The sequence below is a fragment of the Evansella halocellulosilytica genome (assembly GCF_002335745.1).
GTDB classification, from domain to species: domain Bacteria; phylum Bacillota; class Bacilli; order Bacillales; family Salisediminibacteriaceae; genus Bacillus_CA; species Bacillus_CA halocellulosilytica.
Map to the genome: position 1 here is coordinate 3,245,303 of NZ_NIST01000001.1, position 13,069 is coordinate 3,258,371.

The 13,069-nt window shown below is 38.1% G+C and carries 10 protein-coding genes and 1 pseudogene; 7 read left to right on the forward strand and 4 right to left on the reverse strand.

Annotation, left to right across the window (positions count from 1 at the left end; translation table 11 throughout):
- Position 1: 1 nt before the first annotated feature.
- From resB to CD001_RS15610, 4 genes are all read left to right on the forward strand, one after another.
- Positions 2–1,687: a cytochrome c biogenesis protein ResB gene (gene resB, locus CD001_RS15595; protein WP_096188580.1), complete on the forward strand. Its 1,686-nt coding sequence runs from the start codon at positions 2–4 to the stop codon at positions 1,685–1,687.
- A complete protein-coding gene (gene ccsB / locus CD001_RS15600) occupies positions 1,671–2,855 on the forward strand; it encodes a c-type cytochrome biogenesis protein CcsB (protein ID WP_096188581.1) in 1,185 nt (394 codons plus the stop codon). Before resB ends, ccsB begins: the two co-directional genes overlap by 17 nt.
- Before the next feature lie 136 nt (positions 2,856–2,991).
- The gene (locus CD001_RS15605; RefSeq protein ID WP_096188582.1) at positions 2,992–3,711 is read left to right on the forward strand and encodes a response regulator transcription factor; all 720 of its coding nucleotides are present in this window, start codon (positions 2,992–2,994) and stop codon (positions 3,709–3,711) included.
- Entirely contained in the window at positions 3,708–5,492 is a 1,785-nt protein-coding gene (locus CD001_RS15610; RefSeq protein WP_096188583.1) for an ATP-binding protein, read from the forward strand. Before CD001_RS15605 ends, CD001_RS15610 begins: the two co-directional genes overlap by 4 nt.
- A gap of 170 nt (positions 5,493–5,662) precedes the next feature.
- Here the strand turns inward: CD001_RS15610 and CD001_RS15615 are convergent, their stop codons facing one another.
- Entirely contained in the window at positions 5,663–6,172 is a 510-nt protein-coding gene (locus tag CD001_RS15615) for a MogA/MoaB family molybdenum cofactor biosynthesis protein (RefSeq protein WP_096188584.1), read from the reverse strand.
- A gap of 324 nt (positions 6,173–6,496) precedes the next feature.
- On the opposite strand from CD001_RS15615, the gene CD001_RS15620 reads away from it, so the two are divergent.
- Together CD001_RS15620 and CD001_RS15625 are read left to right on the forward strand one after the other, a co-directional pair.
- Complete coding sequence (locus tag CD001_RS15620; protein ID WP_096188585.1) at positions 6,497–7,057, forward strand: cob(I)yrinic acid a,c-diamide adenosyltransferase; 561 nt, start codon at positions 6,497–6,499, stop codon at positions 7,055–7,057.
- Positions 7,058–7,279: 222 nt separating this feature from the next.
- A pseudogene (locus CD001_RS15625) lies at positions 7,280–8,890 on the forward strand (IS1182 family transposase); the annotation flags it as partial.
- Between the two features lie 132 nt (positions 8,891–9,022).
- On the opposite strand, the gene CD001_RS15630 reads toward CD001_RS15625, so the two are convergent.
- Positions 9,023–9,688: a SurA N-terminal domain-containing protein gene (locus CD001_RS15630; protein WP_096188586.1), complete on the reverse strand. Its 666-nt coding sequence runs from the start codon at positions 9,686–9,688 to the stop codon at positions 9,023–9,025.
- Positions 9,689–9,843: 155 nt separating this feature from the next.
- Positions 9,844–11,433 carry a phosphoglycerate dehydrogenase gene (gene serA / locus CD001_RS15635; RefSeq protein WP_096188587.1) on the reverse strand — a complete coding sequence of 530 codons (1,590 nt, stop codon included), beginning with the start codon at positions 11,431–11,433 and terminating at the stop codon, positions 9,844–9,846.
- Positions 11,434–11,574: 141 nt separating this feature from the next.
- Here serA and CD001_RS15640 point away from each other — a divergent pair, with 141 nt between their 5' ends.
- Positions 11,575–12,636 carry a M14 family metallopeptidase gene (locus CD001_RS15640; RefSeq protein ID WP_096188588.1) on the forward strand — a complete coding sequence of 354 codons (1,062 nt, stop codon included), beginning with the start codon at positions 11,575–11,577 and terminating at the stop codon, positions 12,634–12,636.
- Positions 12,637–12,802: 166 nt separating this feature from the next.
- On the opposite strand, the gene CD001_RS15645 is transcribed toward CD001_RS15640, so the two are convergent.
- A complete protein-coding gene (locus CD001_RS15645; protein ID WP_096188589.1) occupies positions 12,803–13,051 on the reverse strand; it encodes a ferredoxin in 249 nt (82 codons plus the stop codon).
- Between the last annotated feature and the right edge of the window lie 18 nt (positions 13,052–13,069).

Consider the following 13,069-nt stretch of genomic DNA (forward strand, 5'->3'; position numbering starts at 1 on the left):
AATGGAAAAGGTGAAATGTGAATGCGGCCATGTTAATCCATATGGAACTTATTTATGTGAATCATGTGGTAAACCTTTGAAAGAAGAAGAAGGTGCTTTGGCTAATATGCGTTATGAAGGCGTTGCAAGACGCTCACAAACGTATAAAAAATCGGTTGTAGACAAAGTATGGAACTTTTTCTCCTCTGTTAAGGTTGGAATATGGATTATCGTTATCTTGTTGTTAGCGTCAGCCTTAGGAACAATTTTCCCTCAGGAAATGTACATTCCTCCGGGAGAAAATGCAACGATTTATTATGAGCAGGAGTACGGAACATTTGGAAAACTTTATTATCAGCTAGGATTTCATAACTTGTACAGCTCATGGTGGTATATGCTGCTTATTGCTGCATTAGGTGTATCACTTGTTATATGCAGCTTAGATCGTGTCGTTCCGTTATATCGTGCATTAAAGACGCAAAGAGTATCCCGTCATACTGCATTTTTAAAGAAACAGCGATTGTTTACGATAACTGACAAAATGAATGATGCTGATGCTGAGGTAGAAAAAGCAGCTTCTGTTTTAAAAAACAAAAAATATAAAGTTAGAGTTGAAAATGGGAATATCCTCGCTGAAAAAGGACGTTTTTCAAGGTGGGGACCTTACGTTAACCATATTGGACTAATCATCTTTTTGATCGGTGCCATGCTTAGGTTTTTCCCGGAAATGTATATTGATGAACATATTTGGGTAAGAGAAGGCCAAGAAGAAGTTATAAATGGAACAGATGGGGAATATTTCCTTCGCAACAACGAATTTATTGTTGAATTTTATGATGAAGATGATGAGAGGTATCGTGATGCCTTTGAACGCACTGGACAACCTGTTGTCAAAACGTATCAAACATCAGCAACTCTATTAAAAAGGGATGAAGGCGGTACAATTGGTGCTGAAACTGAACTCGAAGAAGTAATGGATTATAATATTCGAGTCAATGAACCACTTACATTTGATGGCTTTTCTTTATATCAAGTAGACTATAAATTAAATGAATTGTCTCAATTTACATTTACATTAGACCCAATTGATGAGAATACTGAAGAAGACTTGTCAGACATTCGTTTTGATGTCAATTTATATGAACCTGAAGAAGTGTATGAGTTTGAGAATGGCTATCGAATTGAGATTATGGAGTACTTCCCTAACTTTTACATTAATGATGATGGTGAGCCTGATACAATCAATCGTATTCCAGATAACCCTCGAATTGTATTTGAAGTGTTCCCGCCACACTTAGATCATGAAACAGATACAGGTGAGATTAGCTTTATTGGGGTTCAGATAAATGAAGAGCTGAACGGTGAAAATGATTATCGTATTCGAATGGTTGATGTTGAAATGATAGATGTAACAGCATTGACTGTTAGAAGAGATAGAACAATACCAATTCTTGTTGTTGGTGGATTTATCTTTATGATTGGATTAGTACAAGGATCTTACTGGCATCACCGCAGAGTATGGATTCAAAACCGTGACAATGAAATTTGGATAGCGGGACATGCGAATAAAAACTGGCACGCACTAAAAAATGACTTTGAAGCTGTCGCAAAAGAGACGTCTATTCCAATCCCGTTCGATCAGTTGGATAAAGAGGATGATCGAACAAGTGAAAATAACGAGGTGAATAAGAATGGTTCAAGCAAGTAGTAATATGTTACTTGCAGCATTTTTCTTCTATTTAGCTGCTACAGTTCTTTTTGCAGTGTCGATTACAGGTAAGAAATTTAGAGATAAACATGGTGAAGAAAAAAATAAGTCTGCATTTTTGGGATATATATTTGCTGTTTTAGGGGTTGTTTCAGCAATTTCATATTTCATTCTGCGCTGGATAGGTGTGGGTTTTGCACCTGTAAGTAACATGTTTGAATATACAACCTTTTTAGGTATTGCCCTGTCACTTGCATTTGTTATTGTATACCCTATTTACAAAATTAATTATTTTGGTTTATTTACAATGCCAATTGTTATGCTGATCATTGCATACGCATCTATGTTTCCTGGTGATGTACAGCCATTAATACCTGCTTTACAATCTCATTGGCTGACCATCCATGTGATCACAGTTGCGTTAGGGCAAGGTATTTTAGCGTTAGGCTTTGCAGGGGGATTACTTTATTTAATACGAGTGATCGATTTTACAAAAAAATCAAATAAAGTAAAAGGTGTAGAGTTTATTCTATTTTGTATATTATGTACAGTTGCTTATATCATTATCGGGATGAGCTTCAATGCCGCTGGATATGAAGCACAATTCGCTTATATAAATGAAGATGGCCTGGAGGCAGAAATGACGTACCACATGCCTGCACTGATTGGACCTAACGAAGGGGAATTGTTAACGACAGACCGGTTCGAACCGATTGTTTCAACACCTTCAATTATTGTGAGCAATGATCTTAATACTGTTGTTTGGTCAATACTTGGCGGGTTAATTTTATATATTCTATTACGTGTTGTTTTTAGAAAGCCTATAGGAGGAGCGGTCCAACCATTCGTAAAAAATGTCAATCCACGTTCTGTAGACGAATTAAGTTATCGTGCGATTGCGATAGGATTTCCTGTATTTACACTTGGAGGCTTGATTTTCGCCATGATATGGGCACAAATCGCTTGGACAAGGTTTTGGGGATGGGATCCGAAAGAAGTTTGGGCGCTCATTACATTCTTATTTTATGCAGCTTATTTGCATTTACGACTTTCGAAAGGATGGCACGGTGAAAAGAGTGCTTGGTTATGTGTGATCGGGTTTGCCTTAATTATGTTTAACTTAATATTTGTAAACCTTGTTATTGCAGGATTACACTCTTATGCATAAGTAAAAGAAAGCTGTATATTTTTCTACAGCTTTCTTTTTAGAAGACATGAACGAATGTGTGACGACAAGATGCTTCGTGGTACAATGATTTGAGAAGAATAAATGTAGTTACGTGATGTGATGAGGGGGAAAAATGATGACAAATGAAGCTAGAATATTAGTTGTTGATGATGAGGATCGTATTCGACGTTTGTTAAAGATGTACTTAGAAAGGGAAGAATATATCGTTGATGATGCAGAGAATGGTGAGATTGCTTTAAAACTAGCGTTAGATAAAGATTATGATTTAATTTTGTTAGACTTAATGATGCCAGGGATGGACGGCCTCGAAGTTTGTGAAGAAGTGCGTAAGCAAAAAGCTACTCCAATTATTATGCTGACTGCCAAAGGGGAGGAAGCAAATCGAGTGCAAGGGTTTGAAGCAGGTACAGATGATTATATTGTTAAGCCATTCAGTCCAAGAGAGGTAGTCCTCCGTGTTAAAGCATTGCTGAGACGTGCTTCATCCACAAAATTTTTACAAACTGAAACAACAACGAAAGATGTATTAGTCTTTCCTCATTTAACAATCGATAATGATGCACATAAAGTAACAGCAGATGAACATTATATTAATTTAACGCCTAAAGAATATGAATTATTGCATTATTTAGCTCAATCACCGGATAAAGTATTTTCAAGGGAACAATTACTGAAAGATGTGTGGAATTACGAATTCTTTGGTGACTTAAGGACTGTTGATACACATATTAAGCGTCTCCGTGAAAAACTAAACAAAGTTTCTCCTGAGGCAGCAGATATGATCTCAACTGTTTGGGGAGTCGGCTATAAGTTTGAAGCCGTAAAGGAAAAATGATGTTATGGCGCAGTGTCGTCGGTAAGCTATGGCTGACGATTCTCTTATTAGTATCTGTCGTATTAGCGGTTCTAATGATTTTGCTCCTCCAATACTTTGAATATTTCCATACTGTACAGGCAGAAGACCAATTAATGAACCATGCTACAATCATTAGTTCTTTGCTTGAGGATGAAGAATCAAATGAGGCAGCAAAAACAATGAGTCAAAATATTGCTGAGACATATTCTACAAAAGCGGTAATTATAACCGATAACGATGAATATTGGTATACAAATAATAATAATGGACAAGATTTGCCTGTGTCAGTATTTTTCGAAGATCACGATCTGTCACAAGTGTTAGAAGCAGGTGAAACAATTGTTACTCAAGGTCACTATCCTTTGTCAGATCGTACTGATATGCAAGCAGATGTGCTCGTTGTAGGCATACCTGTTTCATTTCCGAATGATACAAACGGGGCAATTTTTACTTATCAATCTTTAGAAGAAGTAGATAGGGCTATGAATCGAACGAAGCATATCATCTTTTTAGCAGCTGGTGTTGCGATCGTATTAACAACGATTTTTGCGTTTTTCTTGACGACGAGAATTACAGCTCCTTTAAGAAAAATGAGAAATGCGTCTTTGGAAGTGGCAAAAGGTAACTTTAATACGAAAGTGCCGATATTAACGAATGATGAAATTGGCCTCTTAGGAATTGCATTTAATCGAATGGCCAGAGCTTTAAATACAAACTTAACTGCACTTAATCAAGAAAAAGAACAGTTATCGAGAATATTAAGTTCAATGGCAGATGGTGTTATAACGTTGGACCGAGATGGAGCTGTAATGGTTACGAATCCCCCAGCCAATGAATTTATTCGTGCTTGGCTTTATGAGCAAGGGGATATAGAGGAATCGAGTCAATTACCAAAAGAGTTAAAAGAATTGTTTAAACGGGTAGTCGAACAAGAAAAAGAACAAATGACAGAAGTAGATGTTCAAGGACGAAGCTGGGTAATTTTAATGACCCCATTATATGGCCAGCAAGATGTTCGAGGTGCGGTTGCAGTTTTACGAGACATGACTGAAGAGCGATTGCATGATAAACTTCGAAAAGACTTCATCGCAAATGTTTCTCATGAATTACGAACACCGATTTCAATGTTACAAGGGTATAGTGAAGCCATTATTGATGATGTTGCTAGTTCAGAAGTTGAAAAGAAGGAATTGGCTCAAATTATTTATGAGGAATCGTTACGAATGGGTAGGTTAGTGAATGAATTACTTGATCTTGCAAGAATGGAAGCGGGTTACATTCAACTAAATAAGGAAACGATTGAGGTAAATGATTTTGGTAAAAGAGTATTTAGAAAATTTTATGGAGTTGCAAAAGAGCATAAAATAGATTTGAAGGATGAATTTTTATCAATAGATCGGACGTTAAATGTAGACCCTGATCGTCTAGAGCAAGTATTAACGAACTTAGTTGATAATGCGATCCGCCATACCCCAGAAGGTGGTAAAGTGACATTACGATTGGAGTCAAGTAATAAGGGGATTAAGTTTGATGTTCAAGACACAGGTTCAGGAATACCTGAAGAGGACCTACCATTCATATTTGAACGGTTCTATAAAGCAGATAAAGCACGAACGAGAGGGCGAGCTGGGACAGGCTTAGGCCTTGCGATTGTTAAAAATATTGTCGAAGCACATAACGGAAAAGTGGCAGCACACAGCAAACTAAATGAAGGTACGACATTTTCTGTGTTTTTACCGTTTGATTCTGGAGCATTTTGACAAATGAATCAGAAAAATCTTGTTTCATAAGAAACAATTAGGCGTGAACTACCAACCACTTACGTCCTTTACGGGTTGCTTGAAGAGGGAGGCTTCTTTCAGAAAAACGTTAAAACTTACGGCCAGGGACCTCCATTACGTATAAATGGAGATCTCTGGCTATTTTTTTATCAGTCCCGATGAATTTCTCTCATTAAATGAGATAGTTCTGGAACTATCAATTCTTTCATAGCAAGTTTTACAGCACCAGAGGAACCTGGAGTTGAAAAAATAGCTGTTTTTCCTCTAACTCCGGCAACCGCACGACTTAACATAGCAGCAGAGCCAATATCTTTATCATAACTTAAGTACCGAAAAAGTTCTCCGAACCCTGAAATCTCTTTGTCCAGCATTGTAGAAACCGCTTCATATGTAGTATCTCTAAATGTTAATCCGGTTCCACCATTAATTAATAATGCGTCTACTCTAGGTTGATGATCCGCTTCACGAATTTTTTGCTGAATGGACATGTAATCGTCTTTCACGATTACATGATCGTGGACAATATGTCCTGCATCTTCTAAATATTGTTTCATAACGAAACCACTTTTATCAGTTTCCTTTGTACGTGTGTCAGAAACTGTAAGAATTATACAAGTAACAGATTGTGGTGCATTTGCTTTATGTTCATGAACAGCCACAGTATCGCCTCCTCTCGTAAATATATTGTAACTTTAATCATCTTCTTGCACAATTAGTTCATAGAGAAATCCGTTTGAGGAAATGATTTTTATCCATTCCATTATTTGTGTATAATAGTTGTAACTTATATTTTCAATGATTTCTAAAGAATAAGTTCTTCTGCCGCGTCTTGTGTGAACGCCGCATTCACCACATCCTCGTGGAAGCTCGTGAAGGAATGCTAGTCGCTGGAAGTCTCCTTTCACTTCTTCGAATGATCAATAAAACTACAATCTATGCGAAAGAGCCTTTTAATAAAAATATTTTACACGGAGGGGATACATATGAAAATATATACAAAAAAAGGAGACCACGGGGATACACAATTAATAGGGAAACGCGTCAGGAAAACAAACGAACGTGTCAATGCTTACGGTACGATTGATGAATTAAATAGTTTTATCGGTATTGCAGTAAGTGAATTAATTGCTTCTGCTGATTTAGAGGATGTTCGAAATGATTTAATAAAAATACAACACGAATTGTTTGATCTTGGCGGAGATCTAGCAAATGTGACAAATAAAGGGGATTGGGCTACAAAGGAAGAATATGTAACTTATCTTGAAGATAAAATAGATAAGTATTGGGATGAGTCCCCTGAAATTAAGACGTTTATTTTACCAGGTGGAGATAAAGAAGCCGCTCAGCTTCATGTATGCAGAACGGTAGCAAGAAGAGCTGAACGTGCGATATTAAAAATAGACTCAACCGAAACTTTGCCCCCTGTTGCAGTAAAATATGTCAACCGGTTATCTGATTATTTTTTTGCAGCTGCAAGGGTTGTCAATCATCGGCGAGGGACAACAGATGTGTTGTATGAGAGAGGGAAGGATGTTTTTTCATAAGGAATCAAACAGCATTCGAAATGGCTATCGCAGGACCGCTTTGTAGATAACAAAGAATGTAATCTACCCAAAGAAATATACTTGAAAAAGTGGGGCTGTATCAAAAGGTCATAAAAAATGACCTTTTGACAGCTCCTTTTTTCATGCCAAACATACAAAAAAATCGCCTCTTTCGGTATAATGAAGTTACCACACCACATTAACGAAAGAAGGCGATTTTTTATGAGCAACCAAACGGTCACTTTCCAAGATTATACCATGAATCAGCTGTATCTTCCTATGGATTTTTCCGATTTAATTCCTGAAGATCACGTTGCTCGGATCGTAAGCGACATGATCGATGCCCTGGACGACCAGCTGTTTTTTGATGTGTATAAAGGAGGCGGTCGCCCCGCCTACCACTCGAAAATGATGGCGAAAATCGTCTTGTACGGATACACACAGGGGCTCTTTTCCGCCCGTGCCATCGAAGGCGCTCTGAGAGAACACTTGCCTATGATGTGGCTTTCCGCCAGCCAAGCGCCCGATTTTAACACGATTAACCGGTTTCGTTCAGAACGCTGTAAGCCGTTGATGGATGCCTTATATTCGGAGATGGTCCAGCTACTGATAGAAGAAGGGTATGTCGATGGAAAGGACTATTTTCTCGACGGCACCAAGATTGAGGCTAATGCCAACAAGTACACGTTTGTCTGGCGCAAAAGTACCGAGGGCTACGAAGAAAAACTGCAGTCGAAAATCGTGGAAAATCTTCAGGCGATTGAAGACGCCATCGCGTTCGATATCGACTCCCTGAAACGAAAAGATGACACATTTCCACGCGAACGTATCTCCCGAGAAGCCCTGGAAGAAGTCGCTCATCAAGTCGAACAGGAACTCAAGGCGCAGGACGATGCCATCGAAGACGCCGACACGGTCGATGAAAAACGGGCGAAGAAACAAGCTGTCAAATCACTGCACCAGTTTCATAAAGCGTTAACGAAAGATTACCTCCCTCGTCTAGAGAAATACGAAACCCAAATGGGGGTTTTTGGGGACCGCAATAGTTATTCGAAGACGGACGTTGATGCCACGTTTATGCGCATGAAAGACGATCACATGATGAACGGTCAGCTCAAAGCCGGTTACAATATCCAGGCCGGCACGCAGGACCAGTTTATTCTCCATTATTCCATTCATCAGAGTCCAACGGACGCTCGGTTGCTTGTCCCCCATTGGGAGAGTTTGAAAGAAACCGGACGGCATCTGCCGGATAACCTGATTGCGGACGCAGGCTATGGAAGTGAACCGAACTATATGTATCTCACCGAACAGGAAGACCTGCATACATTGATCCCGTACAACACCTATGAACAGGAACAGAAACGATCGTTTTCGAAAAGAGCGTATCATCCGCACAACTGGACGTACGATGAGAAAGACGATCTATACTGGTGCCCGAACCAGCGGAAAGTGACGTTTCGCCACTATCGTCGAGGAACGGATAAACATGGCTATACCCGAGACTTTAAAATCTATGAATGTGAGTCCTGTGAAGGTTGCCCGTTTAAAGCGGACTGTACCACCGCCAAAGGCAACCGGAAAGTCTATTACAATCCGGTGTATGAAGAGTTAAAGGCGAAAGAAGCAAACAAACTGAAAAGCGATGACGGACGAACACTCTACGCGCGCCGAAAAACGGACGTGGAGAGTGTATTTGGTCATGTCAAACAAAACCTAGGCTTCCAGCGATTCCACCTGCGGGGACTGAAAAAAGTCCACGTTGAGTTCGGTTGGGTGGCCATGGCTCACAACATACGAAAGGTGGCGGCGGGAAAACGCCACCAAAAGAAACAAACAGCATAAACAGGATTAAAAAATACCATGGTCACCATCTCGATGAATGGCGTCCATGGTATTTTACGCTAAGGGCTTTTGATACAGCCCCACTCTTTTTAACTAGGTATTGTTCAAGACTTTGTTAAGTTAAATATGAATTTCAATGTCAGCTTCATCACGCAGGTGTTCTACGTATTTCGTCTGTTTAAGTTGAGTTTCAATCTCATCTTGAAGTTCTTCAAACTCACCAATATCTTCGTCCTGAACAGCCATCTGTTCGTAATACTCTCTCATTTCATCTTCAGAAACTTCAATTTCTTCTTCATCTAGATGATCTAATGAAAGGAGCTCTTGAACTAACACCATTTCACGAATTTCTTCTCTTAAGGATTCTTCAGTATAATTTTGCATTTCTAAAGCTTGTTCAAATTCTTCTTCTGAAAAACTACCTTTAATTTGTTCGAACTCTATATCAACTTCTTCTTCAGAAGCTTCAATATTTTGGTTTTCAGCTTCTTGCAATAACACTTTTTGAGTTACGAGTTCATCTAGAATACTTTGACGCATTTGCGAAAGTAGCTCTTGATTTTCCTCATCTTCAAAGTCAATTCCTTGTTGGGCATAAAGCTCTTCTAATTGGTTTAATTGTTGGTTGATTTCACTCATAGGAACGTCTTCACCATTAATTGTAGCTGCTGGTTCTGAATCCTCTGCTCCGTTGCTTGCACCATCGTTGTCTTCACCACATGCAGCTAAAGCTAAGACAGTCGTCAATGAGATAGCAAGCAGAAAATTCCGCTTGATTTTGTTCATTAAAACATCCACCTTTCTATTTTATCAATGTAAAGAGTAAGTTCTTCAACATTAACTAACACTTTACCATAACAGAATACCTAAATTCAATTTTGTAAATCTAAAAAATAATGGAGGGGAAAAAACAGCTCCTCCTTGCAACATAAAATATGAAGTTATAGGCTAAGTTCAATTGGCAATGCAAATTTTAAATCTTCAACTTTAGTTAATGAATTAATTTGTTCAAATGTACATTCTTTATCCACAGAAAGGAGCATGACAGCTTCCCCACCTTGCTTATTTCTGCCTACTTGCATAGAAGCAATGTTAATGTTTTTTTCACCTAAAAGTTGTCCTACTTTTCCAATCACCCCAGGCTTATCGATGTGCTGAATAAATAAATTGTGTTTTTGAGGTTGAAAATCAATCGAAAAATGGTTTAGACGAATAATTCTTGGTCCCAATTCGCTGTGGAAAGTACCGAATAATTGTAAGGTATTATTTTCACCATATACTTTAGCTTTAACTAAATTCGTAAACCCTTTCGAATCTTTATCATAGGACTGGCTTATTTTAATATGCCGTTCATTTGCAATGTAAATGGCATTCACATCATTTACATGCTGATCAATTCTGCTTCGAAAGAATCCAGATAGAAAACGGCGTTGTAAAAGGCTTGTTTCATCGAGATTTACTTCACCAGAAAATGATATTTCAACCTCTTTGACAGGCTCTTTCATTAATTGTGAAGCCATTTCCCCCATTGTTTCCAAAAATGGATAAAAAGAAACCGTTTTATCTGAATGTCTGTGATCAGTAATAGGTAAGTTTATTGAACTACGCAGTTGTTTACCTTCAAAAAAATGACGAATTTCTTCAGAAACTTGTAGAGCAACATTTTCTTGAGCTTCAATTGTTGATGCAGCTATATGTGGAGTCGTAATGACTTCACTGAGTTTAGTTAACGGATTATCATGTACGGGTTCGCTTTTAAAAACGTCCAATGCAGCTCCTTTAACATGTCCTGACACAATTGCATCATAAAGAGAAGTTTCACATATAATTCCTCCTCTTGCACAATTGATGACGTAGGCACCTTTTTTTACCTTCTTAAATTCTTCTTTAGCAATTAATCCGTCAGTTTCTTTTGTAAGCGGTGTATGAACGGTAATAATATCACTTACTTTTAACAATTCATCAAGACTTACGGCCGTTACATGGAAGTCTTTCGCTTTTTCTGCAGGTAGAAAAGGATCATAAACATAAATGCTCATTTGAAACGCTGCAGCTCGTTTAGCAAGTTCGGCACCAATTTTTCCAAACCCGATAATTCCGAGATTTTTTTCATTTAACTCGGTTCCTTGAAACCTTTTGCGGTCCCACAATCCGTTTTCCATTGAGGCATTTGCTTGAGGGATATTTCTTAATAAAGATATCATCATTGCAAAAGTATGTTCTGCAGTAGAAATCGTATTGCCATTTGGAGCATTGATGACGACAATACCTTTTTCTGTTGCTGCTTCTATATCAATATTATCAACACCTACACCAGCTCGACCAATTATTTTGAGGCGAGTAAGTGTTTCAAGGTGATTTCTCCTTATCGTAGTACCACTCCTGACAATAATCCCGTCTATTTCAGAGTGTGGAATACTTGTTTCCTCGAGGTTTTCAAAAACTACACGGATCATGGGATCATTCAGCAATGGTTTAAGACCATCTTTGCTCATTGGGTCAGATATTAATATTGTTTTGACGTTCATCATAAAAGCCTCCTTAAACTCGGGTTATATCAATATACAATATCACATTGTCAGAATTTTCTCATTCAAAAACCTAGGAAACATGAAAAAAATTTCTTGATCATATATTGAGATATAAAATAGTGAAAGGTGCTGAAAAATAATATGGAGATTTATAAAGTGAATGTCGGTGATACACTTCACAGAGTTGCCTGTCATCATCACGTCCGGGTAAATCAATTGTTAGAGGTAAACCCATTCCTTATAGATAAAAAAAGCTATATACAGCCAGGACTTCAAATACGAATACCTGAAAAAAAATCGAGGATAATAGAAGAGGAAGGGGTGTGCTTAAAAGAGTTTTCTCCCTTTGACATATCAGATTACATAGAGAAGTGGTCTAAATTAAAGCATGGCCAAATTCAATGTTCAATAGTAGGTTATAGTGTCATGAATTATCCAATTTATTTAGTTAAGGTTGGGAGAGGAAGTAAAGAAATATTTTATTCAGGAGGTTGGCATTCAAACGAATGGATGACGAGTAAATTTTTGACAGAGTGGGCAGATGATATTATAAATGCTCTAGCAAATAATAAGTCATATTATCATTTAAATATTGCTGATTTATTTGAAGAGATTACTTTATACATCGTCTTCATGGTAAACCCAGATGGAGTTCTGCTCGTTCAGCAAGGTAATTATCCTAAGCATCCTTACTATCATGAAATCAATCGAATAAACAAAGGGTGTCAAACATTTGATCATTGGTCAGCTAATATAAGAGGGGTAGATTTAAACCATCAATGGCCAGCTGGCTGGGAAAAAGAAGCTGATGAAAGCCCGCAACAACCGTGGCCACGTCATTATAGCGGCAGTAATCCACTGACCGAGCCAGAAGTTAAGGCAATATACCGTTTAACAAAACAAGCTAATTTTTCACACGTATTAGCCTTTCATTCGCAAGGTCAGTTGATCTATTGGGGTTACCGTAACTTAGAGCCTGAAACGAGTAAAACTATGGTTGAACGATTGTCATTACAAAGCTCATATGTTCCGGTTAGAACGGCTGACAGTGATGGGGGCTATAAAGATTGGTTTATTCAAGAAACTGGAAGACCAGGTTTTACTATTGAAGTCGGAACAGGAATAAACCCACTGCCATTTCGAGCATACGGGGAAATTTGGTCAAATAATGTTCTATTAGCAAATGAAGGATTATTAATTTAAAATATATAAACTCTTAATCGTCGACTAAAAAATAGGTTTTAAAAGAAAGAAGCTGACTCAAAAGTGCCTCTTCTCTCCATTATCTATAACAAGATCCAGTTGAGGATCATCTGGAATCTTGTATTGGAGGTTCCTGGCAATTTAATGAGTCAGCCTCTTGTAATATCTATTCAAACTTCAATGCGTCGCCGTCAAATGATTCATCAGCTATTTTGATTGAGTCAGTAGGGCAACCATCAAGAGCATCTTCCATATCTTCGTATAACTCTTCTGGCACTTCTGCTGTACCTTCATTATCGTCTAATATAACAAATGCAATCCCATCATCATCATAATCATAAATGTCAGGTGCTGCAGCTCCACACGCGCCACAAGCAATACAAGTGTCTTTGTCTACGATTGTGTACTTTGCCATTACAAATAACCTCCCATT